20 protein-coding genes and 6 tRNA genes are annotated in these 25436 nt (G+C 64.9%); 2 read left to right on the top strand and 24 right to left on the bottom strand.

Going from position 1 to position 25436, the window contains the following annotated elements:
• Positions 1-27 precede the first annotated feature (27 nt).
• A complete protein-coding gene (locus AC1Q6P_RS17385; protein ID WP_492665267.1) occupies positions 28-999 on the bottom strand; it encodes an asparaginase in 972 nt (323 codons plus the stop codon).
• Between the two features lie 112 nt (positions 1000-1111).
• Here AC1Q6P_RS17385 and lexA point away from each other — a divergent pair, with 112 nt between their 5' ends.
• The gene (lexA, locus tag AC1Q6P_RS17380; RefSeq protein ID WP_492665268.1) at positions 1112-1867 is read left to right on the top strand and encodes a transcriptional repressor LexA; all 756 of its coding nucleotides are present in this window, start codon (positions 1112-1114) and stop codon (positions 1865-1867) included.
• Between the two features lie 517 nt (positions 1868-2384).
• Here lexA and AC1Q6P_RS17375 read toward each other — a convergent pair.
• The 23 genes from AC1Q6P_RS17375 to AC1Q6P_RS17265 form a co-directional block, all read right to left on the bottom strand.
• Positions 2385-2461 (bottom strand) — tRNA-Asp (locus tag AC1Q6P_RS17375).
• An 88-nt stretch (positions 2462-2549) separates the two neighbouring features.
• Positions 2550-2625, bottom strand: a tRNA-Glu gene (locus tag AC1Q6P_RS17370).
• Positions 2626-2682: 57 nt separating this feature from the next.
• Positions 2683-2758 (bottom strand) — tRNA-Ala (locus tag AC1Q6P_RS17365).
• A 155-nt stretch (positions 2759-2913) separates the two neighbouring features.
• Positions 2914-2990 (bottom strand) — tRNA-Asp (locus AC1Q6P_RS17360).
• A gap of 88 nt (positions 2991-3078) precedes the next feature.
• A tRNA-Glu gene (locus AC1Q6P_RS17355) sits at positions 3079-3154 on the bottom strand.
• Between the two features lie 119 nt (positions 3155-3273).
• Positions 3274-3349: transfer RNA gene (locus AC1Q6P_RS17350), tRNA-Ala, on the bottom strand.
• 124 nt (positions 3350-3473) lie between these two features.
• Positions 3474-4907, bottom strand: coding sequence for a glutamate--tRNA ligase (gene gltX, locus AC1Q6P_RS17345; RefSeq protein ID WP_492665269.1), 1434 nt, complete (start codon positions 4905-4907; stop codon positions 3474-3476).
• The gene (locus AC1Q6P_RS17340) at positions 4904-6142 is read right to left on the bottom strand and encodes an O-succinylhomoserine sulfhydrylase (RefSeq protein ID WP_102766887.1); all 1239 of its coding nucleotides are present in this window, start codon (positions 6140-6142) and stop codon (positions 4904-4906) included. The genes gltX and AC1Q6P_RS17340 overlap by 4 nt, the downstream gene beginning before the upstream one ends.
• 2 nt (positions 6143-6144) lie before the next feature.
• Positions 6145-7659, bottom strand: coding sequence for an amidophosphoribosyltransferase (purF, locus tag AC1Q6P_RS17335; RefSeq protein WP_492665270.1), 1515 nt, complete (start codon positions 7657-7659; stop codon positions 6145-6147).
• Between the two features lie 91 nt (positions 7660-7750).
• Positions 7751-8239: a CvpA family protein gene (locus tag AC1Q6P_RS17330; RefSeq protein ID WP_492665271.1), complete on the bottom strand. Its 489-nt coding sequence runs from the start codon at positions 8237-8239 to the stop codon at positions 7751-7753.
• A gap of 58 nt (positions 8240-8297) precedes the next feature.
• Positions 8298-9251 carry an SPOR domain-containing protein gene (locus AC1Q6P_RS17325; RefSeq protein WP_492665272.1) on the bottom strand — a complete coding sequence of 318 codons (954 nt, stop codon included), beginning with the start codon at positions 9249-9251 and terminating at the stop codon, positions 8298-8300.
• A gap of 152 nt (positions 9252-9403) precedes the next feature.
• Positions 9404-10771, bottom strand: coding sequence for a bifunctional tetrahydrofolate synthase/dihydrofolate synthase (gene folC, locus AC1Q6P_RS17320; RefSeq protein WP_492665273.1), 1368 nt, complete (start codon positions 10769-10771; stop codon positions 9404-9406).
• Between the two features lie 100 nt (positions 10772-10871).
• Complete coding sequence (accD, locus tag AC1Q6P_RS17315; protein ID WP_102766892.1) at positions 10872-11744, bottom strand: acetyl-CoA carboxylase, carboxyltransferase subunit beta; 873 nt, start codon at positions 11742-11744, stop codon at positions 10872-10874.
• Positions 11745-11778: 34 nt separating this feature from the next.
• Positions 11779-12576, bottom strand: coding sequence for a tryptophan synthase subunit alpha (gene trpA, locus AC1Q6P_RS17310; RefSeq protein WP_492665274.1), 798 nt, complete (start codon positions 12574-12576; stop codon positions 11779-11781).
• The gene (gene trpB / locus AC1Q6P_RS17305) at positions 12576-13871 is read right to left on the bottom strand and encodes a tryptophan synthase subunit beta (protein WP_492665275.1); all 1296 of its coding nucleotides are present in this window, start codon (positions 13869-13871) and stop codon (positions 12576-12578) included. The genes trpA and trpB overlap by 1 nt, the downstream gene beginning before the upstream one ends.
• Positions 13872-13891: 20 nt before the next feature.
• Positions 13892-14563, bottom strand: a complete 672-nt coding sequence (locus AC1Q6P_RS17300; RefSeq protein WP_492665276.1) for a phosphoribosylanthranilate isomerase — start codon at positions 14561-14563, stop codon at positions 13892-13894.
• A gap of 52 nt (positions 14564-14615) precedes the next feature.
• Complete coding sequence (gene truA, locus AC1Q6P_RS17295) at positions 14616-15401, bottom strand: tRNA pseudouridine(38-40) synthase TruA (protein WP_223696900.1); 786 nt, start codon at positions 15399-15401, stop codon at positions 14616-14618.
• A gap of 152 nt (positions 15402-15553) precedes the next feature.
• Entirely contained in the window at positions 15554-18157 is a 2604-nt protein-coding gene (locus tag AC1Q6P_RS17290) for a FimV/HubP family polar landmark protein (protein WP_492665277.1), read from the bottom strand.
• Positions 18158-18539: 382 nt separating this feature from the next.
• Entirely contained in the window at positions 18540-19697 is a 1158-nt protein-coding gene (asd, locus tag AC1Q6P_RS17285; protein WP_492665278.1) for an aspartate-semialdehyde dehydrogenase, read from the bottom strand.
• A gap of 102 nt (positions 19698-19799) precedes the next feature.
• A complete protein-coding gene (gene leuB, locus AC1Q6P_RS17280; RefSeq protein ID WP_171828741.1) occupies positions 19800-20891 on the bottom strand; it encodes a 3-isopropylmalate dehydrogenase in 1092 nt (363 codons plus the stop codon).
• Positions 20892-20920: 29 nt separating this feature from the next.
• Complete coding sequence (gene leuD, locus AC1Q6P_RS17275; RefSeq protein ID WP_492665279.1) at positions 20921-21571, bottom strand: 3-isopropylmalate dehydratase small subunit; 651 nt, start codon at positions 21569-21571, stop codon at positions 20921-20923.
• Between the two features lie 118 nt (positions 21572-21689).
• The gene (gene leuC, locus AC1Q6P_RS17270; protein WP_492665280.1) at positions 21690-23102 is read right to left on the bottom strand and encodes a 3-isopropylmalate dehydratase large subunit; all 1413 of its coding nucleotides are present in this window, start codon (positions 23100-23102) and stop codon (positions 21690-21692) included.
• A gap of 55 nt (positions 23103-23157) precedes the next feature.
• Entirely contained in the window at positions 23158-24054 is an 897-nt protein-coding gene (locus AC1Q6P_RS17265) for a LysR family transcriptional regulator (protein ID WP_171828738.1), read from the bottom strand.
• Between the two features lie 511 nt (positions 24055-24565).
• On the opposite strand from AC1Q6P_RS17265, the gene AC1Q6P_RS17260 reads away from it, so the two are divergent.
• Complete coding sequence (locus AC1Q6P_RS17260; RefSeq protein ID WP_492665281.1) at positions 24566-25393, top strand: substrate-binding periplasmic protein; 828 nt, start codon at positions 24566-24568, stop codon at positions 25391-25393.
• The last annotated feature ends 43 nt before the right edge of the window (positions 25394-25436 follow it).

Below are 25436 nucleotides of genomic sequence, written 5' to 3'. Positions count from 1 at the left end.
TCGACCGAGCAAGGCCAGAGGCGCGAATCAGCGCAGCACGGGGCTTGAAAGCAAGTCCAGAAGCAGCTCGATTCGCGCCTTCACCGGGCTCAGCGCTCCCGCGCTGGGCAAGGCCTCGGCCGAAGCAGTGACCGGCCCGGCATCGCAGCGCGTGCTGCGCAGCACGCGCACGCCTTGCTGCTGTGCTTCGCGCAGCGCTGCTTCCAGAGCTTGCGACAGGCTGCCATTGCCGGTACCGGCCACCACCAGCCCATCCACACCCTGCGCCAACAAGGCTCGAACCACCGAGCCATCGGCGCCGACATGGTTGAGCACGATCTGCACCCGCGGCCAGCTCAGGTCGCCTTGGGGCAAGTGGGCAAGGCCCACCACCGGCTGCGCACCGCGCTGCGGGCCCGCGGCGAACCAACGCACCCCCCCCTCCTCCATCGCCCCCAGACGCGCGCCGTCGGCCGACGCGAAGGCATCGACCCGGTAACTGTGCACCTTGCGCACCTGTTCGGCGGAATGGATGCTGCCAGCAAACATCACCAAAACACCCGGCACCCTACCTTCCGCAGCGAGGGTGACTGCATCCAGCAGGTTCTGCGGGCCATCGGTCTGCAGGGCGGTCGCAGGCCGCATGGCCGCGGTGATCACCACGGGCTTGCCGGGTGCCAGGACGCGCTGCAGGAAATAGGCGGTCTCTTCCAAGGTATCCGTACCGTGGGTGATCACCACGCCGGCCACTTCTGGCCGCGCCAGATGCGCCGCGACCCGCTCCGCCAGCAAACGCCAGGTCGCGAAATCCATGTCCTTGCTGTCCAGCTGCGCAACTTGTTCGGCCTCCAGCGCACGGTGGGCGAGCGGCGGGATCGCCGCAATCAGCTGCGCCACGCCGAGCTGCGCGGCCTGATAACCGACATTGTCCGAGGCATCGGCCGCCGTACCGGCGATGGTGCCGCCGGTTCCGAGAATCACGACCAGCCCCGATTTCGCTTCAGACACCGGCGCATTCACGGCAATTGTTTCTTGCTTGCTTTGCAATTTTGAAATTCCTGGATGAAAATACAGTCACTGGATAAATATTCAGGCAATCAAGCCCCAGGGCCCCAAGCAGAGGACGACCACCGTGGAAGACAGCCCGAAACTCACCGCGCGCCAACAGCAGATTCTCGATCTGGTGCGAGCCGCCATCGAACGCACCGGCGCTCCACCCACCCGGGCCGAAATCGCCGCCGAACTCGGTTTTCGTTCTGCCAACGCCGCCGAAGAGCATTTGCAAGCCCTGGCTCGCAAAGGAGCGATCGAACTGGTCGGCGGCACCTCGCGCGGCATCCGCCTGAAGTCTGACACATTGAGAGCGCTCAACTCCGCACGCGATGCCCGAGAGTCACAAGAGGCGCGCGAGTTTCAAGCTGGATATGCGCGCGGCCGCGCCGCGCCCCGCGGCAGCGATCGGCAGCAACTCGATTTCCCTTTGGCCAGCCTGGCCCAGCTGAATCTCCCGCTGATAGGGCGCGTGGCCGCCGGCCACCCCATCCTGGCGCAGGAGCACATCGAGCAAAACTATGCCGTCGAGGCCAGCATGTTCGCCAAGAAGCCCGACTTTTTGCTCAAAGTGAAAGGCATGAGCATGAAAGACATCGGCATCATAGATGGCGATCTTTTGGCCGTGCAGAAAGCCTCGGACGCCAAGAACGGCCAGATCGTGGTGGCCCGAATCGGCGACGAAGTGACCGTCAAGCGATTCAAGCGCGGCCGCAGTGGCATTGAGTTGCTGCCCGAGAACAGCGATTTCGAACCGATTCAAGTGGCCGCCGATGACGACAGCTTTGCCATCGAGGGGCTGGCGGTGGGCCTGATCCGCAATCAGATGTTCAGTTGATCCCCCGACCGCACGATGTGCAGCCCTTGCCCGGGTCGGGCCTACTTGCTCCGCCCGTCGATAGACAGCCAACGACGCGTCTGAATCGCTGGCCGCCTCATGTCGCGGAAGACCCAGCACAAACAAAAGAGCCTCCAATGGAGGCTCTTTTGTTTATTCACATTGGTCCTGAACGGACGGACGCTTGATCAAACATTCGTCCGATCACGAGGTGTGTGGCTGGAGCAAAGCAATCTGCACCAGACCCAAAAGAGGCGCCGCCTGAACGCGCAAGAACCTTGCCAAGCTCAGTATGGAACCCTTGCATTAATGCAGCTGAATACCTCACAGACGATGCGCCATCGCTGATGGTTTGATCTCCAATGGAGATTTCGCGACTGAACCGCCGGAACGACAAGGAAATGTCGGGCAGGTATTGATCAAATAGCCCGTTTTCACCAACAGTACCAAGGCTCGGATATCGAGCGGCAAATAAAAAAACCCCACAAACTTTCGTTTGCGGGGTTTCTCAATATGTTGGCGGAGTGGACGGGACTCGAACCCGCGACCCCCGGCGTGACAGGCCGGTATTCTAACCAACTGAACTACCACTCCAGATGAGCCACAATATCAAAATCGATATTGCGCTGCACCGGACAAGTTACGCAGTGCTCATTCAAACACTGCCAAGCCTTGTCAAACTTGGCGTCCCCTAGGGGATTCGAACCCCTGTAGTCACCGTGAAAGGGTGGTGTCCTAGGCCTCTAGACGAAGGGGACTCAACCTTCTAGCCTGATCACATCCTGAATCGCGCGCCACTTCCAAACAAAATTTGGTGGTGGAGGTAAGCGGGATCGAACCGCTGACCTCTTGCATGCCATGCAAGCGCTCTCCCAGCTGAGCTATACCCCCAGATCCTTGCGAATCTCGGTCGCCGCGCCATTCAAGCGTGTCAAACCTCAAACAACTTCACAAATAACAGCGGCCAATTTCTTGGCCGCCTTTGAAATCTACCGCAGCAGACTTCTTCAACGCAGACAAAGACATTTCAATCTTTGCCTCAAAGCTGGCGGAGTGGACGGGACTCGAACCCGCGACCCCCGGCGTGACAGGCCGGTATTCTAACCAACTGAACTACCACTCCAGATGATGATTTAAATTATATACACAATTTAAATCACATCAAACAAGTTTGCGGTTATTTTTCAATAACCACCAAGCCTTGTCAAACTTGGCGTCCCCTAGGGGATTCGAACCCCTGTAGTCACCGTGAAAGGGTGGTGTCCTAGGCCTCTAGACGAAGGGGACTAAACCTTCTTATTAACTGCCGCATAGTATACAGCAATTAACTCTATATATTCAAGCTCTGCAGTATATCGCAAAACTTTTGCATCTGAACCGCGCGCCACACAAACTCAATTTGAATTTGGTGGAGGTAAGCGGGATCGAACCGCTGACCTCTTGCATGCCATGCAAGCGCTCTCCCAGCTGAGCTATACCCCCGACGATTCTTATCAGTACTTCAGGCTGCCGAGTCGCTCCTTGTGGATCGCCTCGCCTTCCAAAGCACCGCGAGACATCTAAAGTTTCGCGCTGTTCAAGCAAGACATAGATTATAGGACGCTTTTTACAAGGAGCGCAAGCGTTTCACAACAATTTCTTGTTCGAACAGTTCCAGCACCGCGTCGACGCTGGGCGTTTGCACACGCCCGCACACCAATGCCCGCACCGGCATGGCCAGCTGAGGCATCTTCAGGCCATGCGCGCCGATGGTTTCCTTGATGGCGGCGGCAATGACGGGCTTGCTCCACTCAGGCAGTGCTTCAAGCTTGTCCGCCAGCGCAGCCAGGGCCGGCTTCACCGCGTCCGTGACATGCGCCGCCAGATCCTCGGCCGAGGGGCTGACCGGGCCGAAGTACATGGCCAGCCAGTCGGCCAGAGCCACGGTCGTCGAACAACGGTCCTTGAACAGGCTGCACATGGGCACGAGCTTGGCGGCATCCACCTGCACGCCGCGTGCAGCGAAATGCGCCGCCACCAGCGCAGCCAGACGGCTGTCATCTGCCTGCTTGATGTATTGGCTGTTGACCCATTCCAGCTTGGCCGGGTCCCATTGCGCGGGGCTCTTGTTCAGATGGCTGCCATCGAACCAGGACACCAGTTGCTCTCGGCTGAACAGCTCGTCATCGCCGTGGCTCCAGCCCAGGCGAGAGAGGTAGTTCAGCATGGCCTCGGGCAGGTAACCCCCCTCTTCGTAAGCCGTGACACTGACCGCGCCGCGGCGCTTGGACAGCTTCTGACCATCGTCACCCAGAATCACCGGCACATGGCCAAAGGCCGGCAGCGGCGCGCCGAGGGCACGGAAGATATTGATCTGCCAGGGCGTGTTGTTGACATGCTCGTCACCGCGGAACACATGGCTGATCTGCATGTCCCAGTCGTCCACCACCACGGCGAAGTTGTAGGTCGGCACACCCAGGCTGCCGGCCGGCGCGTCTTCAGCGGCCGGACGCACGATGATCAGGTCGTCAATCTCGCGGTTGTTGATGGTGATGGGGCCCTTGACCAGGTCGTCCCAGGTGACGTCACCGTCCATCGGATTCTTGAAACGCACCACCGGTGTCACACCGGCCGGCACGGGCGGCAGCACCTTGCCGGGCTCCGGGCGCCAGCGGCCGTCATAACGGGTTTTCTCACCGCGGGCGCGTTGGGCCTCGCGCATCTCGTCCAGCTCGGCGGGCGTGCAGTAGCAGCGGTAGGCCTTGCCTTCACCGATCAATTGCTCGGCCACCGCGTGGTAGCGCTCCAGGCGCTGCATCTGGTAGATCGGGCCTTCGTCGTAGTCCAGGCCCATCCATTTCATCGAAGCCAGGATCTGCTCCACCGAATCCTGGGTGGAACGTGCCACATCGGTGTCCTCGATGCGCAGCACGAATTTGCCACCGTAGTGGCGGGCATAGGCCCAGGAATACAGGGCAGTGCGGGCCGTGCCCAGGTGCAGAAAACCGGTCGGCGACGGCGCAATGCGGGTGCGCACGGGAGTGTTGGCGTGTTGGCTCATAAGCTGTTCAAAGTGGAGAGGCCGCGGTTCAGGTCATCGGTGATGTCGTCGACATGCTCAAGACCGACGGCCAGACGGATCAAGCCCTGGCTGATGCCGGCGGCCTGGCGCTGGGCCTCGCTGAGGCGACCATGCGAGGTGGTGGCTGGGTGGGTGATGATGGATTTGGTGTCGCCCAGATTGGTGGCGATGCTGAGCACCCGGGTGCTGTTGATCACATGGAAGGCCGCGGCTCGCGCGGCCTCGGGCGTGTCGGCCTTCAGCTCGAAAGACAGGACCGCCCCGCCCTGCCCCGACTGCTGACGCATGGCCAGTTCATGCTGGGGATGCGAGGGCAAAGCCGGGCAGTACACCCGTGCCACCTCGGGCCGGGCCTCCAGCCAGCGAGCCACGGCCAGGGCTTGTTCGCTCTGGGCCTTCATGCGCAGGCTCAAGGTCTCCAGCCCTTTCAAAATGACCCAGGCGTTGAAAGGCGAGAGCACCATGCCGGCCGTGCGCATGACCGGGCCGAACACGTCCTTGATCAGGCGGTTGGGGCCACACAGCGCACCGCCCATGACCCGACCTTGGCCGTCCATGTACTTGGTGGCCGAGTGCATGACCAAGTCGGCGCCGAAGCGCGTGGGCTGCTGCAGCGCCGGCGTCGAATAGGTGTTGTCCACCACCAGCAGCGCACCGGCACCATGGGCGATGTCGGCCAGGGCGCGGATGTCGCAGACCTCGGTCAGCGGGTTGGTCGGCGTCTCGGCGAACAGCAGCCGGGTGTTGGGGCGCAGGGCCGCGCGCCATTCGGCGAGCTCGGTCTGCGAAACGAACGTCGTCTCGACCCCGAACTTGCCAAACTCCTTGGCGAACAGATTGATGGTGGTGCCGAACACCGAGCGCGAGCACAGCACATGGTCGCCCGCCTTGAGCAAGCCCATGCACAGCAGCAGGATGGCGCTCATGCCGGTGGCGGTGGCGATGGCGCCTTCGGTGCCTTCCATGGCGGCCAGGCGCGCTTCCAGGCTGCGCACCGTCGGGTTGCTGGTGCGCGAGTAGGTGAAGTCTTCCGAGTCGGCAAAGCGCTGGGCCGAGGTGGCTGCGTCCGGCTGCACATAGGCGCTGGTCAGAAACAGGCCTTCGGAGTTTTCGCAATGCTGGCTGGGCGGCAAGGCCGTGCGCACGGCCAGGGTCTCGGGGCGCAGGCCCTCGGGCAGCGTGGCGCGGGCGATGCGGCGGGCTTCCTCGCTCATGCTCATTGGCCCTCGCCCCCGCTTTGCAGGGCCAGGCGGGTGCGGGCCGGGCCCTCTTCTTCGTCGCCCTGGGCGCGGCGCTGGGCTTCAAGCTTGGCGAAGTCTTCGGCGGTCACATCGCCGGTAATGTAGCGGCCGTCGAAGCAGGACGCTTCAAAGCCTTGCAGATTCGGCTGCAAGGCCGCGACCACGCGCTTCATTGCATCCACATCCTGGTAGATCAGCGCATCGGCGCCGATGAAAGCACGGATTTCTTCGATGCTGCGGTTGTGCGCCACCAGCTCTTCGCTGGTCGGCATGTCGATGCCGTAGACATTGCGGAAGCGCACCGGCGGCGCGGCCGAGGCCAGATAGACCTTACGCGCACCGGCCTCGCGGGCCATCTGCACGATTTCCTTGGAGGTGGTGCCGCGCACGATGGAGTCATCCACCAGCAGAACATTGCGGCCCTTGAACTCCAGGCCGATGGCGTTGAGCTTTTGGCGCACCGACTTCTTGCGCGCGCCCTGCCCCGGCATGATGAAGGTGCGGCCGACGTAGCGGTTCTTCACAAAGCCTTCGCGGTAGGGCTTGCCGATGCGATGGGCCAGTTGCATGGCCGAGGGGCGGCTCGATTCCGGGATCGGGATCACCACATCGATATCGCTGGGCGGCATGGTCGAGATCAGGCGCTGCGCCAGCGTCTCGCCCATGTTCAGGCGGGCCTGGTAGACCGAGATGCCGTCCATCACCGAATCCGGGCGGGCTAGGTAGACGAACTCGAACATGCAGGGGTTCAGCGTCGGATTCTCGGCGCATTGCTGGGTGTGAAGCGTGCCGTTCATGTCGATGAACAGGGCCTCGCCGGGCACCACATCGCGCACCAGTTGGAAGCCGTTGCCTTCCAGCGCCACGCTCTCGCTGGCCACCATGAACTCGCCATCGGCCGCCTGGCCGAAGCACAGCGGGCGGATGCCGAAAGGGTCGCGGAACGCCAGCAAACCATGGCCGGCGATCAGGGCGATCACGGCATAGCTGCCCTTGATGCGCTTGTGCACGGCACGCACGGCCTGGAACACGGCCTCGGGGCTCAGCGGCAGGTCGCGCGCCACCTGCTCCAGCTCATGCGCCAGCACATTGAGCAGCACCTCGGAGTCGCTCTCGGTGTTGATGTGGCGGCGGTCGATGTCGAACAGCTCGGTCTTCAGGCCCTGCGCATTGGTCAGGTTGCCGTTGTGAACCAGCACCAAACCAAACGGCGCGTTGACGTAGAAGGGCTGGGCCTCTTCCTCGTTGTAGGCATTGCCGGCAGTCGGGTAGCGCACCTGGCCCAGGCCGATGCTGCCGGGCAGCGCACGCATATTGCGGGTGCGGAAGACGTCGCGCACCATGCCGCGCGCCTTGTGCATGAAGCACTTGTTGCCCTGCATCGTGACGATGCCCGCCGCATCCTGACCGCGGTGCTGCAGCAGCAGCAAGGCGTCATAAATCAGCTGATTGACAGGGGAACGGGAGATGACGCCAACGATGCCGCACATGGCTTTTCCTTCTCTGGATGAGACTTTTCTACGCAATACCCAGCGGCGCCGCGAGGCACCGCTCCAACTCACACCGGCCCGAGCTTGTGGCTCAGGCCGGCAATCGATTCACCACCGCCTCCGGCAGCAGCGGCCGCAAGGCGCCCAGCACCTGATGCAGCTGCGGCGCCAGCCGCGATTCCTGCCAGGCCGGCCACTGCGCCGCCGGCGTCATCTGCACCAGCACCACCAGCAACAAGGCCAGCAACAGCCCCCGCAGCGCGCCGAATCCGGCGCCCGCCAGGCGGTCCAACACACTCAACGGCGAGGCATGGATCAAGGCCCGCAGCAGTTTCGCACCCAGGCCCCAGAGCAACAAGACCAGGGCAAAGCTCAGCACCAGACCCAAGCCCGCGCTCAAGCTCGGCCCCAGACGCTGCTGGGGCAACCATGCCTGCAGCCAGGGCGACACATGCGGCGCGGCCAGGTAGGCCACCAGCCAGCCGGCCAGAGACAGCAACTCGAACACCAAACCCCGCCACAGGCCAACCAGCACGGACAGCAGCAAAAGGCTCAGCAGGGTCAGGTCCACCCAGCTCATGGTGCACCGTGCTCCCGCGCAAGCCGCGCATGCCCCAGCAAGGCGACCTTGTGCAGCATCAAAGTGTCAGCACCGCGGCCGACAAACCGGCGGACTTGAGCTTGGCGGCGGCCTTGTCGGCCTCCTCGCGGCTGGCATACGGGCCCAGGCGCACACGGATGCGCTTGCCTGCGGCCGTGTCCACAGCCTGGGTGTAGGTCTTGAGGCCCAGACGCTCGACCTTCATGCGAACCTCCTGCGCCGATTTGCTGTCGGCGTAGGCGCCGATCTGCAAGATGTGGCGTGCGCCGGTCGCGGCCTCGCCGGGCTTGCTGGCCGATGCAGCGGCTATGCTGCCGCCGCTGCGGCCTTCGAGCAAGGCCTGCACGCGGGCGGCCTCGGGGCTGTGGTTGCTGCTGTTGGCGGCGGCATTGCGTTTTTCGGTGGCCTTGTCGGCAGGCTTCTCTGTGCTCGGCTTGCTGCTGGTCTTGTCGGTATGCTTGTCAGCCAGCTTCTCGGCGGGTTTGTCGACCAGTCGCTCGATCGGCTTGACCGGAGGCTTCTCGGCCACTTTTTCTGCCGCCTTCTCGATCGCCTTTTCAGCCACCTTGGCCGGAACGGGAACCGGCAGCGGGGTCGGCGCCGCGTTGGAAGCCGCCTTGCCCTCGCTGGCACGGCTGCTGCCTGCGGCGGTGTTGGCCGAAGACTTGGCCACCTCGAATTCGTCCTCGGAGGCCAGTGTCGGCAGGCTTTGCTGAGGCTGCTGCGCCTGAGCCGGCCGGGCCTGCGGAATCGCCAGAGGCGCCGCGCCGTCCTTGCTGGGGATCTGGATCGGCAGGTCCACCGGGATGGGCCGCGGCTGGGTCTCAAACACCAGCGGGAAGCCGATCACACCCACACCCACCAGCACCGCGGCACCGATCAAGCGATGGCGTGCGCGCAGGCGCAGCTGCTGCACCGCATCGGCCGAATCCGACACCCGCTTGGCAGCCGGTGCGGCCTTGTCGCGCTTGAAAAAGGACAGCAAACCCATGGCAAGAAATCCGGCCTGCGCCGAGGTGAAGGAGGACAGCGTTGACGATGGAAAGCGAAGCACCGGAGCGGGTGAGGCGTCCGGCCTCGGCGCTTCAGCGCCGCACCGAACACCCCGCCCGGCCGCCCGGCGAATCTGGCGACCCAGCCCGATCAGGCGGTGGGGAATTGCGGTGGCGGCACCGCTTCTGACGGCGGTTTGTGGGACTGCAAACGGGGGGCACCGTTCTTGAGTACGCCACCCACTGTGTAGAAGGAACCGAAGACCAGAATTCTATCAGCGGGGTCTGCCTCGGCCGCCGCTGCCGCCAGGGCGTCGAGCGGCTGCGCATGGGTGTGCAGCCGCACCTGCGGCGGCGCCTTCAGGCGCCCTTCGGCCTGCAGGACGGCGAACTGGGCCTGCAAATCGGCGGCGCTGGCGGCGCGGGGCAGCTCCAGATTGCAGAAATGCCAGACGTCAACCAGCGGGGCCATCCGTTGAAAGATGCTGGCCAGGTCTTTGTCGGCCATGGCGCCGAAGACCGCATGCGTGCGCGGGTAGAAGCCCATCTGGTCCAGGTTCTGGGCCAGGGCCGCCACGGCATGAGGGTTGTGCGCCACGTCCAGCACCAGGGCCGGCTGGCCGGCCACGACCTGGAAGCGCCCGGGCAACTCCACCAAGGCAAGGCCGGTGCGCACCGCCTGCGCGCTGATCGGCAGGCGCTCGTACAAGGCCTCGAACACCGCCAGCACACCGGCCGCATTGAGCAGCTGATTGACGCCGCGCAGCGCCGGATAGGCCAGGCCGCTGAAGCGGCGCTCGCGGCCTGACCATTGCCACTGCTGGCGATCGCCGCTGTAGCTGAAATCAACGCCCAGCTGGCGCAGATCGGCGCCGATCTCGGCGGCGCGTGCCGCCAGGCTGTCCGGCGGCATGGGGTCGCTGACGATCACCGTGCGGCCGGCGCGCATGATGCCGGCCTTCTCGCGACCCACCGACTCACGGTCCGGCCCCAGGTACTCGGTGTGATCCAGGTCGATGCTGGTGATGACGGCGCAGTCGCCGTCGATGCAGTTGACGGCATCCAGGCGCCCGCCCAGCCCCACCTCGAGAATCACCAGATCCAGCGGCTCGGCCGCCAGACGGCGCATGATGGCCAGGGTGGTGAACTCGAAGTAGCTCAGGGTCATCTCGCCGCGCGCCGCCTCCACCGCCGCGAAATGCGGCAGCAGGCTCTCGGCCTCTACCGGCGCCCCGCCCACCCGGCAGCGCTCCTGGAAATGAACCAGATGGGGCTTGATGTAGAGGCCCACGCGGTAGCCCGCCTGCAGGGCGATGGACTCGAGCATGGCGCAGGTCGAACCCTTGCCATTGGTGCCAGCCACCACCACCACGGGCGGCTCGAAGTTCAAGCCGAGGCGCTCGCGCAAGGTGGTGACCCGTTCCAGGGTCATGTCGATGGTCTTGGGATGCAGGCGTTCGCAATGGGCCAGCCAGTCGTCCAGAGTGACAGGCACGGGCGTGAGGTTCTGAGAGGTCATGGCGAGGAAAAAGCTTCCAGCAAAGAAAGACGGCCAGACCTTGTGGGCCTGGCCGTGTGGGGTGAGGAGCGAGGGCTCAGACAGAGGCTGCCAAGGCAGCTCAGGCCACGGCGTCCGAGCTCTGGCGTTGCAGCATGGCCAGCGAGCGGGCGATGGTCTCGCGCAGTTCGCGGCGGTCCACGATCATGTCCACGGCGCCCTTTTCCATCAGGAACTCGGCGCGCTGGAAGCCGGCCGGCAGCTTCTCGCGCACGGTGTTCTCGATCACGCGCGGGCCGGCAAAGCCGATCAGCGCCTTCGGCTCGGCGATCACCACATCACCGACAAAGGCAAAGGAGGCCGACACGCCGCCCATGGTCGGGTCGGTCAGCACGCTGATGTAAGGCAGCTTGGCTTTGGCCAATCGGGTCAGGGCCGCATTGGTCTTGGCCATCTGCATCAGGCTCAGAAGGCCTTCTTGCATGCGGGCGCCGCCGGTGGCGGTGTAGCAGATGAACGGCGTCTTTTGCTCGATGGCGGTTTCCACGCCACGCACAAAGCGCTCACCGACCACCGAACCCATCGAGCCGCCCATGAAATTGAACTCGAAGCAGGCCACCACCACCGGCAGCGTCATCACGGCGCCGCCCATGACGATCAGCGCGTCGGTTTCGCCGGTGTGCTCCAGCGCCTCCTTCAGGCGATCGGGGTACTTCTTGCTGTCCTTGAACTTCAGCGCGTCCACCGGCAGCACTTCCTGGCCGATCTCGTAGCGGCCTTCGCCGTCGAGGAAGGCGTCCAGGCGAGCCCGGGCACCGATGCGGTGGTGGTGGCTGCACTTGGGGCAGACGTTGACGTTCTTTTCCAGATCGGTCTTGTAGAGCACCGTCTCGCAGGACGGGCACTTGATCCACAAACCTTCCGGCACCATGCGGCGCTCGGTCGGGTCGGTTTGCTGCATCTTGGGCGGCAACAGTTTCTCAAGCCAACTCACAAGCAGACTCCTTTGTTCTGGTTCTCAGGTCAGGCTACGCGTCGAGCGCAGCGCGGATCTCGCGGATGAACTGGGCACCCGTCAAAGCGACATTATCGCGTGTCTGCGTCTCCAGCAGCTCGGCCAGGCGAGAACCGATCACCACCGCGTCCGAAACATCGGCCACGGCCCGGGCGGTGGCCGCATCGCGGATGCCGAAACCCACGCCCACCGGCACGCTGACATGCTGGCGGATGCGCGGGATCATTTCGGCCACAGCCGCGGTGTTCAGGTGGCCCGCGCCGGTCACGCCCTTGAGGGAGACGTAGTAGACATAACCGCTGGCGATCTTGCCGATGCGGGCCATGCGCGCCTCGGTCGAGGTGGGCGCCAACAAGAAGATCGGGTCCAGGCCGCGCGCCTGCAGCAGGGCGGCAAAGGTTTCGCATTCCTCGGGCGGATAGTCCACCACCAGCACGCCGTCGACACCGGCCGCCGCCGCATCGTCGACGAAACGGGCTATGCCGTAGCGTTCGATCGGATTGGCGTAGCCCATCAGCACCACCGGCGTGACATCGTCGGCCTGACGGAACTCGCGCACATCGGCCAACACACGGGCCAAGCCGATGCCTTTTTGCAAGGCCCGCTCGGCCGCGCGCTGGATCACCGGGCCGTCGGCCATGGGGTCAGAAAACGGCACGCCGAGCTCGATCACATCGGCGCCGGCCTCGGCCATGGCGCGCATCAGCGGCACCGTGGTTTCGGGGTAAGGATCACCGGTGTGGACGAAGGGGATCAAGGCCTTGCGGCCTTGTTCGGCCAAACGGGCGAAAGTGGCTTGGATGCGGCTCATCACAGGCCTCCTTTCGAGCTCAGCACATGGACCGGCTGCTCGCCGCCCTTGACCGACTGTCCCTTGCAAGACGGCCGGCAGTAGAACTCGGCCTTGGACAGATCGGCCACGGTGCCGATGTCCTTGTCGCCACGGCCGGACAGATTGACCAGCAGGTGCTGATCGGGCCGCATCGTCGGCGCCAGTTTCATGGCATGGGCCACCGCATGGCTGGACTCCAGCGCCGGAATGATGCCCTCGGTGCGGCACAGGTGGTGGAAGGCGGCCAGCGCTTCCGCATCGGTCACGCCCACATACTCGGCGCGGCCGATGTCCTTGAGGTAGGCATGCTCGGGGCCGACGCCGGGGTAGTCCAAGCCGGCCGAGATCGAGTGGGTCTCGATGATCTGACCGTTGTCGTCTTGCAGCAGGTAGGTGCGGTTGCCATGCAGCACACCCGGGCTGCCGGCGCTCAGTGTGGCCGCATGCTTGCCGCTGTCCATGCCCTCCCCGGCTGCCTCCACGCCGATCAGGCGCGTGCCGGCATGCGGGATGTAAGGGTAGAAGATGCCCATGGCATTGCTGCCGCCGCCCACACAGGCGATCACGGCATCGGGCTGGCGGCCGATCATCTCGGGCATCTGGGTCAGGCACTCGTCACCGATCACGCGCTGGAAATCGCGCACCAGCATCGGGTAAGGATGCGGGCCGGCCACCGTGCCGATGATGTAGAAGGTCGACTCAACGTTGGTGACCCAGTCGCGCATGGCCTCGTTGAGCGCGTCTTTCAGCGTCTTGGAGCCCGACTCCACCGGCACCACGCGGGCGCCCAGCAAATGCATGCGGTAAACATTGGGGCTCTGGCGCTTGACGTCCTCGCTGCCCATGTACACCACGCATTCCATGCCGTAACGGGCGCAGATGGTGGCCGTGGCCACGCCGTGCTGGCCTGCGCCGGTCTCAGCAATGATGCGCTTCTTGCCCATGCGCTTGGCGAGCAGGGCTTGACCGATGGTGTTGTTGATTTTGTGCGCGCCGGTGTGGTTCAAGTCCTCGCGCTTGAGGTAGACCTGGGCACCACCGAGCTCGCGGCTCAGGCGATCGGCGTGATAAATCGGGCTCGGGCGGCCGACAAAATGTGCCAGCTCACGCTTGAACTCCTTGATGAATTCCGGGTCCTTGCTGAAATGAGCGTAGGCCTCTTTCAACTCGTCGAGTGCGTGAACCAGGGTCTCGGCAACAAAGCTGCCGCCGTAGGTTTGGCCATGGATGGGGCCGAAATGCCCCTGGGCATCGGGCTGTGCGTAGTCTTGCATGGTGGGAATCGTGCTTCTCTTCAGACGCAGTTCTGGCGAGCCGCTTGGGCATCGATCTGCTGATCGATTTGGGCATCGGCCTCGCGCACGGCGGCGCAGAACCGCTGGATCAGGGCAGCGTCCTTCAGGCCCTTGGCCTGTTCGACGCCGGAGCTCACATCAACGGCCGTGGGCCGGACCTGAAGCACGCCAGTCAGCACATTTCCGGCATGCAACCCACCAGACAAAACGACTGGAGAGAGCACGTTTTTTGGAATGAGTGACCAATCGAAAACCTTTCCACCACCGCCATAGCCTTCGACGTGGGCGTCGAGCAGGATGGCTTGTGCTGTTGAAAACTGTTGGGCGTAGTCTAGCAAATCGAAGCCCGGCTCCATGCGCGCAGCGCGCAGATAGGGGCGACCGTAACGCTCACAATCCGCCGCGCTTTCATCGCCGTGGAACTGCAGCAGCATGTTCGGCAGCGCCGCCAGCGCCGCCTGCACCTCAGCCTCGCTGGCGTTGACGAACAAGCCCACCGGCGTGACGAACGGTGGCAGCAGGCGCGCCAACTCGGCCGCCCGCGCCGGGCTGACAAAGCGGGCGCTCTTGGCGTAGAACACGAAGCCGATGGCATCGGCTCCAGCCGACACTGCAGCCAGCACATCGGCCTCGCGGGTCAGGCCACAGATCTTGATTCGGGTACGGCTCATGCGCAGGCGCCTCAGCGGAAACAGGAACGTAGAAAACTGAGTCAGATGGTGCTCAGGGTAGCCAATCCATGGCCGCGGTGCGGGTCGGGATGGCCAACTCCGCGTCGTAGTACGGGCCATTGAAGTAGAGCCCGTCCGGCGAGAAGGTCGGCGCGGCGCGGCTGCGATCACGTGCCGCCAGCACCTCGGCCATCCAGCGCAGGTCGCGGTGCCCAGCGCCCACGGCCACCAGGCAGCCCATGATGTTGCGCACCATGTGATGCAAAAAGGCCGAGGCATCGAAGTCAAAGCGCCAGTAGGCGCCGCGGCGCGAGATCTCGATCGCGCGCACCGTCTTCACCGGCGACAGCGCCTGGCAGTCCGAGGAGCGGAAGCTGCTGAAATCATGTTCGCCGATCAGCAAGGCCGCGGCGGCCTGCATGGCCTCCAGATTCAGCGGACGGAACACCCAACCGACCGAGCCGGCCTCCACCGCCGGCCGCACCGGCGACTCCAGCAGCACAAAGGTGTAGCGCCGGCCGCGCGCGAGAAAGCGGGCATGAAAGTCGGCCGGCGGGAACACGCACCACTGCACCGCCACATCGGCCGGCAGGTAGCGATTGGTCCCACGAACCCAGGAGGCCGCCTCGCGCCGCACGGCCGTGTCGAAATGCACCACCTGGTTGAGCCCATGCACGCCGGTGTCGGTGCGGCCGGCACAGATGGTGCGCACTTCGGCAGCAGCAAACTCGCTGAGCGCCCGTTCCAGCACGTCCTGCACCGTGCGGCGGTCTTTCTGGCTTTGCCAGCCGTGGTAGCCCTGGCCGCGATAACACACGCCCAGCGCCACGCGCTGCAGCGCTGTTGCGGCAGCTGCGCCCTCTTCCACCGACCCCAGCTGCACCGCCTGGTCTTGCCCCGCCTCGTCTTGCCCCGACATCAATCGCTCACTCCACAAAGAAAAAGGCGCTCGGCCAAGCCGAGCGCCTCACAGGATGCCACAAGGGCCGGTCAGCGCAGCTCGTTGAGCATGGCTTGCGCCTTGTCGCGCAGAGTGCCGCTGGTCTTGGAGATCAGCTCGGTCAGCACCTCGCGCGCACCTTCCGTGTCACCGATCTGGCGGAACTCGTCGGCCAGTTCCAGCTGACGCAGCAGCGGGTCGCCATCGTCCAGGCCCAGGTCGGCGATGTCCGGCACCACCGGCGGCGCAGCCGGCTCGGGCACCTGGTTCATCAACGCATCGAACTCAGCGGCCAGATCGGCACCCGAGGTCGACTCAGGCGCGGGAATCGGTGCGGCCGGAGCCGCGGGCGTGGCCGGCAGGTCCAGGTCGATGGACGAGAGGTCGAAGTCCAGGGCGCCGTTGCCGCTGTCCGGCGCCACGGTGGCCGGGCGCTCGTCGCTCAGGTCGTCCAGATCGAACTCCAGATCGGCGCCGCCCGCTTGCGTCGGCGTGGCCGGCGGCGAGAGGTCGAAGTCCATGGCCATGGGCGCCTGATCCACGGTGGTAGGCAAGGCTTGCGTGGCTTCCATCGAGATCGGCGACGGCGCAGGCGCTGGCGAATCCAGATCCAGATCGAGGTCCAGATCGAACACGCTGGTCGGGCCGGTGTCGGGCGCGTTGCGGCCCAGCGGCTCGGTGGCCAGATGACCGCCAGCATTCACCGTGTGTGGCAGGGTGCTGGCGTCCATGGGCTCGGGATGCACTTCGCGGCCGCTGGCCGGCAGGCTCGGTGCGCCACCGGGCTGGTAGAGCGGGTTCTCGGGATCGATCTGACGGCCCAGCTCCTGAGCTTTGGCCCAGTCGTCGCCACGACCCTGGGTTTCGGCGTACAGCTGGATGGCCAGTTGCTCGAAGCCCTTGATGTCGCGGCGCTTGGCGTAAACCTCGAGCAGCTTGAGGCGGATGGCCATACGCTCGGGATTGGCTCGCAGGGCTTCCTTGAGGATTTCCTCGGCCTGCAGATCGCGGCCGTAAGCCAGGTAGACGTCGGCTTCGGCCACGGGGTCGACATCACCGATAGCGTCCAGCTGGCTCAGCGAGTAATTCATCGACGAGGCACCGTTGGCCGCATCGCGCGTGTCCACGCGCTGGCCGCCGGTGGCGCCGAAGAAGGAATCGGGCTGCAGACGGCTTTCCTGGAAGCCCGTGTCGGACTTGGCCTGGGCCTTGCGATTGCGGAAGCGGTAGAAACCGAAACCACCGGCCGCGGCCACCAGCAGGGCCGACAGCGGCAGCAGCGGGTTGTCCAGCAAATGGTCGAGCAGGCTGGGCTCGGCCACCTCGGCGGCCGGAGCCGGCGGCATGGCCGCGCTGGCAGGCTTGGAAGCCGCCGGCGCCGCCGTGCTAGGCAGCGGTTTGGAGGCCACCGGCGAAGGTGCCGATGCCACCGGAGCCGGGGCTGGAGCGGGCGGCGTCACCACCGGAGCTGGCACGGGCGCAGCCACCACCGGCGCTGGGGCCGGAGCGGGTGCAGCGACCGGCGCAGGTGCAGGTGCAGGTGCAGGTGTGGCAGCGGGCTTGGCCGCACTGGAGAGCTTCTTCAGCTCTTCCACATTGCGGGTCAACTCGGCCACGCGGGCGGCGGAATCTTTCTTCTCGGTGTCCTTGGACACGGCCGCGGTCTTGCCGTCGGCGGCCTTGCTCAGGGTCAGCTTGTCCGGCGTGGGTGCGGCAGCTTGCTTGCGATCGTCCACGGCGGCCTGCACGCGGCCCTTGGCCTGGCGATCGCTCTCGTCTTGCTTGATCGTCGGCGCGGCGCCGCTGAGGCGCTGGCGGTAGGCATTGAAATCGGCGCTCTGGGCGCGGATCACCTGGCGGGCCTCGGCCGTGCTGACCGAACCCAGGCTCTCGGCCGAAGGCACTTGCAGCACGCTGCCGGCCTTCAGGCGGTTCATATTGCCGTTGATGAAGGCGTCTTCGTTGTTGCGGTAGAGACCCACCAGCATCTGGTCCAGCGAGATGCCAGCGGGCTGGGTCTTGCCTGCAATGCGCGACAGGCTGTCGCCGGGCTTGACCACATACTCGGACGCGGCCGGTGCGGCTGCAGCGCGTGGCGCCGGCGCAGGCACGGGGGCCGGAGCCGGGCGAGGCGCCGGTGCTTCAGCGCGCGGCCGGGTCGCTTCGGCCACCGCCGGTGCTGGCACGGGCGGGCGCGGGCGGCTGGCAGCGGCTGGCAGGGGCGTGGCCTCCGAAGCCGGCGAAGAAATCACCGGCGCTGCAGCCACGGCGGGCGCGGCGCTGCTGGGCTTGGGATTGGCCGGCGGATCGAACAGCAAGGTGTATTCGCGCACCAAGCGGCCGCTGGCCCAGGTCAGCTCCAGAATCACATCGACAAACGGCTCCTGCACGGCGCGATCACTGCTGACGCGCAGCACATTGCGGCCGTCACGGCGCACCACCTGCACCTGCGTGCCAGTGAGCACGGCGTTGTACTCGACGCCGGTGGCGCGGTAGGACTCGGGCGGCGCCACGCGCACTTTGAGGGTGCCGGCCTCTTCGGCACTGATGCTGGTGATGTCAATTTCGGCCTTGAGCGTCTCGCCCAGCGCCGATTGCACGGTCAGCTTGCCCAGACCCAGGCCCCACGCTCCGCTGCTCGCGGCGGCCAACATGGCGGCGGCCACATGAGTCAGAGAAAAACGGCCCCATGTGCGGCCCAGTGCGCTACCCACGGCGCTTTTATGTAGTTTCAAGGCATCCCCCAAAGCAACAAGGCGGGCACCAAGGGGTGTCCGCCTGTTTCGACGATCACGATTCTCCGCACAACAGCACTCACGATGCCATCCTCTCGCGCCAAGTCCGCGCCAGGTCCACGGACCGGAAAACTCAATAGCGGCGAGCATATACGCTCACAAGCTCAGGCAATGCCTGAAAAGCACTTTTGCCCCCGCTGAGTTTCGCCCGTCCGCCCCAGCTTGTCGCTTGGGGGCAACGTGAATGCGGGATATCACTGAGCGGGCGCCTTGCGCACCCCACTCGGCGAAGCCCCTCGCCTCAGCGGTCCAGCAGGATGCGCAGCATGCGGCGCAGCGGTTCGGCCGCGCCCCAGAGCAGCTGGTCACCGATGGTGAAAGCGCCCAGATACTCCGCACCCATGGCCAGCTTGCGCAGGCGGCCGACGGGAATCGTCATGGTGCCGGTCACGGCCACCGGGGTCAGGTCCTTGATCGTGGCTTCACGCGTGTTGGGCACCAGCTTCACCCACTCGTTGTCGGCGGCAATCATGGCTTCGATGTCGGCCAGGGGCACGTCCTTCTTCAGCTTGAAAGTCAGGGCCTGGCTGTGGCAGCGCATGGCGCCCACGCGCACGCAGAAGCCGTCCACCGGAATGGCGCTGGAACCGAAACCCTCGCCGATGCCGAGGATCTTGTTGGTCTCGGCCATGCCCTTCCACTCTTCCTTGGATTGGCCCCAGCCGGGCTCGTCCCGGCTCTTGCCGATTCCCAGATCCTTGTCGATCCAGGGGATCAGCGAGCCGCCCAGGGGCACGCCGAAACTGGCGGTCTCGGCAGCGCTCAAGGAACGCTGGGTGGCAATGACCTGGCGGTCGATCTCGAGGATGGCGCTCTTGGGGTCATCCAGCAAGGCACGCACGGACGCGTTCAAGGTGCCGTACTGCGTCAGCAGTTCGCGCATATGCTGGGCACCGCCGCCGCTGGCAGCTTGGTAGGTCTGGGTGCTCATCCACTCGACCAGACCGGCCTTGTAGAGCGCGCCCACACCCATCAGCATGCAGGACACGGTGCAGTTGCCGCCGACCCAGTTCTTGCCGCCCTTGGCCAAGGCGTCCTTGATGACCGGCAGATTGACCGGGTCCAGGATGATGACCGCGTCAGATTCCATGCGCAGCGTCGAGGCCGCATCGATCCAGTGACCGGTCCAGCCGGCGGCGCGCAGCTTGGGGAAAACTTCACTGGTGTAGTCGCCGCCCTGGGCGGTGATGATGATCTCGCAGCGCTTGAGCTGCTCGATGTCAAACGCGTTCTGGAGCTTGGTTTCGTTCTTGGCCTGGGCCGGGGCGGCGCCGCCGGCGTTCGAGGTGCTGAAGAACAGCGGCTCGATCAGGTCAAAGTCTTTTTCTGCGCTCATCCGGTCCATCAGGACCGAACCCACCATGCCGCGCCAGCCTACCAATCCAACAAGTGTCGTCATCGCTGTTACCTCTATCGCCCTAAAAAAGAAAAAAGCCTCTGGACTTCTTCTCCCCCGGCTCGTGTCGCCGGGGGTGTAGGGGCGAGACGAACCGGAGCTGAACTAGCCCTTCATGGTTTTGGTCGTGGTAATCGCTGCAACTACAGCGTCACCCATCTCGCGCGTGCCCACCTTCTGGGTGCCCTCGCTCCAAATGTCTGCGGTACGCAGACCTTGGGACAACACCGAGCCCACTGCGGCTTCGATACGAGCAGCAGCTTCGGGTTGGTTGAGGGAGAACTTGAGCATCATGGCAGCGGACAGGATTGTAGCCAGAGGATTGGCGATTCCCTTGCCGGCGATGTCCGGCGCGCTGCCATGGCTGGGCTCGTACAGGCCCTTGTTGTTCTTGTCCAAGGAGGCCGAGGGCAGCATGCCGATGGAGCCGGTCAGCATGGCCGCCTCGTCCGAGAGGATGTCGCCAAACATATTGCCGGTCACGACCACGTCGAAACGCTTGGGCGCCTTGACCAGCTGCATGGCGGCGTTGTCCACGTACATATGGTCGAGCTCGACGTCGGGGTACTGGGCGCCGACTTCGATCATCACGTCTTTCCAGAACTGGAAGGTCTCCAGCACATTGGCCTTGTCCACCGAGGTGACGCGCTTGTTGCGCTTGCGCGCGGCCTGGAAGGCGACATGGGCGATGCGCTCGATCTCCGGGCGCGAATAGCGCATGGTGTCGAAAGCTTCCTCGCTGCCCGGGAAATGCCCGTCCACCGCGGTGCGGCGGCCGCGCGGCTGGCCGAAGTAAATGTCGCCGGTCAGCTCACGGATGATGAGGATGTCCAGGCCAGCCACCAGCTCGGGCTTCAGGCTCGAGGCGTGCGTCAGCTGCTCGTAGCAGATGGCCGGACGGAAGTTGGCGAACAGGCCCAGGTGCTTGCGCAGGCCCAGGATGGCTTGCTCGGGGCGCAGGGGGCGGTCCAGCTTGTCGTACTTCCAGTCACCCACGGCGCCGAACAGGATGGCGTCGGCATCCTTGGCCAGCTGCAGGGTGGAGTCCGGCAAGGGATGGCCGGCCGCCTCGTAAGCGGCGCCGCCCACCGGCGCGGTTTCCATCTCCAGCGGCAGGTCCAGGACCTTGAGCACCTTGACGGCTTCGGCGACGATTTCGGTGCCAATGCCGTCACCGGGGAGGATTGCGATCTTCATATCTGTCCTTGGAAAAATTCGCGTGGCGCTCAGGCCGACAACTGGTGCTTGAGCCAGGGCTTGGCGGCCAGGCGCTCGGCCTCGAAGGCCTTGATCTTGTCGGCATGGCGCAGGGTCAGGCCGATGTCGTCGAAACCGCCCAGCAAGCAGAACTTGCGGAAGGCCTGCACCTCGAAGGGCAGCTCCGTGCCGTCCGGCTTGATCACCACCTGGCGCGGCAGATCGATGCTCAGCTGGTAGCCCGGGAAGGCATGCACTTCGTCGAACAGCCGCGCCACTTGCGACTCGGGCAAGACGATGGGCAGGATGCCGTTCTTGAAGCAGTTGTTGAAGAAGATGTCGGCAAAGCTGGGCGCGATCAGGGCGCGAAAGCCGTACTGCTCCAGCGCCCAGGGCGCATGCTCGCGGCTGGAGCCGCAGCCGAAATTGGCACGCGCCAACAGCACCGAAGCGCCGGCATAGCGCGCCTGGTTGAGCACGAAATCGGGGTTGGGCCGGCGGCTGGCCGGGTCCTGGCCGGGCTCGCCGGCATCCAGATAGCGCCACTCATCGAACAAGTTAGGGCCGAAGCCGCTGCGCTTGATGGACTTGAGGAACTGCTTGGGGATGATGGCGTCGGTGTCGACGTTCTCGCGATCCATGGGGGCGACGAGGCCCTGGTGCAGGGTGAATTTATCCATCAGAGAAACCTTTCTCAAAATTCTTTCGTGCCCCACCCAGCAGGCACCGGCGATCCGGCTTTGCCGGTCGCGCGGTGACGCCCCCTTGAGGGGGCGCGCGAAGCGCTTAGGGGGCGGGTCATGCCAAGTGGCTGACGTCGACGAAATGGCCGCGCATGGCGGCCGCGGCGGCCATGGCCGGGCTGACCAGATGAGTGCGGCCGCCAGCACCTTGGCGCCCTTCGAAATTGCGGTTGCTGGTGGAGGCACAGCGCTCGCCAGGCTCCAGGCGATCGGCATTCATGGCCAGGCACATGGAGCAGCCGGGCTCGCGCCACTCGAATCCTGCGGCCTTGAAGACCTGATCCAGGCCTTCTGCTTCAGCCTGCGCCTTGACCAGGCCCGAACCGGGCACGACCAGGGCCAGCTTCACATTCGAGGCCAGGCGGCCGCCGATGCGGCGCACCACGGCGGCGGCCTCGCGCATGTCCTCGATGCGGCTGTTGGTGCAGGAACCGATGAAGACCTTGTCCACATGGATGTCGGCAATCGCCTTGTTGGGCTCCAGGCTCATGTACTGCAAGGCGCGTTCGATGGCGCCGCGCTTGACTGCGTCCTTTTCCTTGTCCGGGTCTGGCACGCGGGCGTTCACATCGAGCACCATCTCGGGCGAGGTGCCCCAGGTGACTTGCGGGCGGATCTGGCTGGCGTCCAGCTCAACCACCAAGTCGAAATGCGCGCCGGCATCCGAATGCAGGCCGCGCCAGTACTGCACGGCCAGATCCCATTCGACACCGGTCGGCGTGAAGGGCCGGCCCTTGACATAGTTGAGCGTGGTCTCGTCCACGGCGATCAGGCCGGCGCGGGCACCGGCTTCGATGGCCATATTGCAAACCGTCATGCGGCCTTCCATGGTCAGCGCGCGAATGGCCGAGCCGCCGAACTCGATGGTGTAGCCGGTGCCGCCCGCCGTGCCGATCTTGCCGATGATGGCCAGCACGATGTCCTTGGCGCCGACGCCGGGCACGACCTGACCCTCGACGCGGATTAACATGTTCTTGGCCTTCTTGGCCAGCAGGGTCTGCGTGGCCAGCACATGCTCGACCTCGGAGGTGCCGATGCCATGCGCCAGCGCGCCAAAGGCCCCGTGGGTGGACGTGTGGCTGTCGCCGCAGACGACGGTCATGCCGGGCAGCGTTGCGCCCTGCTCCGGGCCGATCACATGGACGATGCCCTGGCGCTTGTCGTTCATCTTGAACTGGGTCACGCCGTGGCGGTCGCAATTCTGGTCCAGGGTGTCGACCTGCAGCTTGGAGATCGGGTCGGAGATGCCGCCGCTGCGGTCGGTGGTGGGCACATTGTGGTCGCTGACCGCCAGATTGGCCGACAAACGCCAGACCTTGCGCGAGGCCAGCTCCAGGCCTTCAAAGGCCTGCGGGCTGGTCACCTCGTGCAGCAGATGGCGGTCGATGTAGAGCACGGCCGTGCCGTCGTCTTCGGTGTGGACGACATGCTCATCCCAGAGCTTGTCGTAGAGCGTGCGAGCAGTCATGACAGTCTTCTTTCCTTCAATTCAATCGATGAGTTCGGTTCGGCTTGAGGGTCCATCAAGCCTTGGGCGCCGGCGGGCAGAGGCTGTCGACAAAGCGCTGCAGCACGGCCGGCAGGCGCTCCTGGCGCAGCACGCCCAGGCAGTACTCGCGCACGGCCCAGTCTTCGTCCAGGGCCAGCAGCTTGACGTCGAACACGCGCGAGAAGCGCTCGGCCGGCCCGCCGGGCAGCACGGCCACGCCCAGGCCGGCCTCAACGAGCTGGGCTATCGCATCAAAGCCGCGCACCTGGATGCGGGCATTGAGCGTGCGGCCGAGGGCCTGGGCCTGCTGGCGCATCATTTCCTGGGCCGAGGCGCCGGCATGCAGGCCAATCAGGTCGTAATCGAGCAAGTCGGCAAAACGCACACTGTCCTGCGCCGCCAGCGCATGGCGCTGGGGCACCAGCACGGCCAGGCGGCCACGGGCGTAGGACCAGGTCTGTAGGCGGCTGTCCAGCAAGGGCGCGGTGAACACGCCGGCATCGGCCCGGCCCTCGGCCACCGCCGCCTGCACCTCGGCGCTGGTCAGGTCTTCAAGGCTGATGCGGATTTGCGGGTGGCCCTGGCTGAAGGCCACCAGATCGGCCGGCAGGCATTCGGCAATCGCACCGCTGTTGGCGGCAATGCGCAGATGGCCCTTGATGCCGCGGGCGAACTCGACCACCTCGCTCTCGAGCGCATGCAAGGAGGCATGGAGGGAGCGGATGTGGCGCACCAGGGCGCGGCAGGCTTCGGTGGGCTCGACGCCACGCGAGCGGCGCTCGAACAGTTGCACGCCCAGGCGCGCCTCCAGATCGGACACCCGCTTGCTGGCCGCGGCCAGGGCCAGATGCTCTTGCTGCGCGCCGCGCGTGATGGAGCGCGTCTGCTCGATGGCCAGCACGAGGTTGAGGGTGGTCAGATCAAGGCGCATGGGTGTGTCCGAGTTCGAAGGTCCGACAAGAGCGGGAAATCAGGGTCCGTGGCGCGAAGAAAAGCAAGTTAGGTATGCGGGAAACAAGCACCGATCGCAGGGCAGACCGGCGGCAATCACCCTCGAGAGACGAAATTTAGCTTTCGCCAACAAGATGCGCACACAGAGTTCATCAATTGCATCTTCGCGCCTCACGAAGTCTAAACCAGCCAGGCACGCTGTGATTCCATGTTTTTTAGCAAGCGCGAAGATGGGGCACAGGATGTGCAGCAGGCCGCTCGGCCACAGAACTCAACCCCAGAGGCATTGGCAAAGGCCCCATCCCAGAAGAACGCCGAAAGTGTCGCGTTCACCCAGATCCGATCGCTGTCACTGTCAGGTCCACGACAGGCCGGCCGCACGCAAGTGAGAAATGAGCCCAGGAATGCACACATTCCTGCGCTTGGGCGGGCGGGGTGCGGCCTAGGATGACTCACTCACCTTCTTGATGAATCGTTCGCGATTGCCTCCCATGCCCCAACTGCACACCTCCCCCCATCGCGCCCACAAGGGCATTTTGTTCAGCCTGCTCGCATGCGGCACCCTGCTAGGCCTGTGCTCGCCAGTCCGAGCCGCCGAGGGCGGCCCCGAGAGCGTGCACATCTGCCACGAGAACGAAGACGCCTTCCCTTGGCTGCTCAAGGACAAACCCGGCTACAGCCAGATCATGATGGCGCAGCTGGAAAAGCAGCTGGGTACGCCGATCAAGCTGGTGCCCATGCCCTGGAAGCAATGCCTGGCTGAAGTCAAAAGCGGCAAGATCGACGGCGCCATGAACGCCAGCTTCAGCGCCGAGCGCGCTGAGTTTGCCCATTACCCGCTCAAGCTCGACGGCGAGGCCGACGCCACCAAGCGCATGTACCGCGCCACCTACGCGCTCTACAAGACCAAGGGCGCCAGCGTCAGCTGGGACGGCAAGGCCTTGTCCGGCAGCGGCACCTTTGGCGCCCAGGCCGGCTTTTCCATCGTCGCGCAGCTGAAACAGCTGGGCGTCAAGGTCGAGGACAACGCGCCCACGGCCGACGAGCTGCTGAACCGCGTGGCCTCGGGCCGCTACCTCGCCGCGGCCCTGCAGACCACCGAGGCCGAGGCCTCGCTGGCCGCCCTGCCAGCGCTGCACAGCAAGATCGAACGAATCAGCCCGCCCCTGGTCGACAAGGCCTACTTCACCATCTTTTCCAAGCCCTTCTTCGCCAAGCATGGCCAGACGGCGCGCGAGGTCTGGCGTCTGCAAGGCAAGCTGCGCGAATCGCCCGAGTTCAAGGGTCAGGTCTCGCACCTGATGAAGTCCGTGGACTGATTCGCAAGCAGGCGCAAGCCTGCAACAGCAACAGCAACAACAA

Source organism: Roseateles sp. GW835-FHT13E02, from assembly GCF_058794035.1.
This window is presented reverse-complemented; position numbering and strand designations above follow the sequence as displayed.

Bases quoted from the DNA above. Each gene is read 5' to 3' on its own strand.
- gltX (WP_492665269.1), bottom strand. From the start codon at position 4,907: ATGAGCCAACACGCCAACACTCCCGTGCGCACCCGCATTGCGCCGTCG.
- AC1Q6P_RS17340 (WP_102766887.1), bottom strand. From the start codon at position 6,142: ATGAGCGAGGAAGCCCGCCGCATCGCCCGCGCCACGCTGCCCGAGGGC.
- purF (WP_492665270.1), bottom strand. From the start codon at position 7,659: ATGTGCGGCATCGTTGGCGTCATCTCCCGTTCCCCTGTCAATCAGCTG.
- AC1Q6P_RS17330 (WP_492665271.1), bottom strand. From the start codon at position 8,239: ATGAGCTGGGTGGACCTGACCCTGCTGAGCCTTTTGCTGCTGTCCGTG.
- AC1Q6P_RS17325 (WP_492665272.1), bottom strand. From the start codon at position 9,251: ATGGGTTTGCTGTCCTTTTTCAAGCGCGACAAGGCCGCACCGGCTGCC.
- folC (WP_492665273.1), bottom strand. From the start codon at position 10,771: ATGACCTCTCAGAACCTCACGCCCGTGCCTGTCACTCTGGACGACTGG.
- trpA (WP_492665274.1), bottom strand. From the start codon at position 12,576: ATGAGCCGCATCCAAGCCACTTTCGCCCGTTTGGCCGAACAAGGCCGC.
- trpB (WP_492665275.1), bottom strand. From the start codon at position 13,871: ATGCAAGACTACGCACAGCCCGATGCCCAGGGGCATTTCGGCCCCATC.
- AC1Q6P_RS17300 (WP_492665276.1), bottom strand. From the start codon at position 14,563: ATGAGCCGTACCCGAATCAAGATCTGTGGCCTGACCCGCGAGGCCGAT.
- AC1Q6P_RS17290 (WP_492665277.1), bottom strand. From the start codon at position 18,157: ATGTTGGCCGCCGCGAGCAGCGGAGCGTGGGGCCTGGGTCTGGGCAAG.
- asd (WP_492665278.1), bottom strand. From the start codon at position 19,697: ATGACGACACTTGTTGGATTGGTAGGCTGGCGCGGCATGGTGGGTTCG.
- leuB (WP_171828741.1), bottom strand. From the start codon at position 20,891: ATGAAGATCGCAATCCTCCCCGGTGACGGCATTGGCACCGAAATCGTC.
- leuD (WP_492665279.1), bottom strand. From the start codon at position 21,571: ATGGATAAATTCACCCTGCACCAGGGCCTCGTCGCCCCCATGGATCGC.
- leuC (WP_492665280.1), bottom strand. From the start codon at position 23,102: ATGACTGCTCGCACGCTCTACGACAAGCTCTGGGATGAGCATGTCGTC.
- AC1Q6P_RS17265 (WP_171828738.1), bottom strand. From the start codon at position 24,054: ATGCGCCTTGATCTGACCACCCTCAACCTCGTGCTGGCCATCGAGCAG.
- AC1Q6P_RS17260 (WP_492665281.1), top strand. From the start codon at position 24,566: ATGCCCCAACTGCACACCTCCCCCCATCGCGCCCACAAGGGCATTTTG.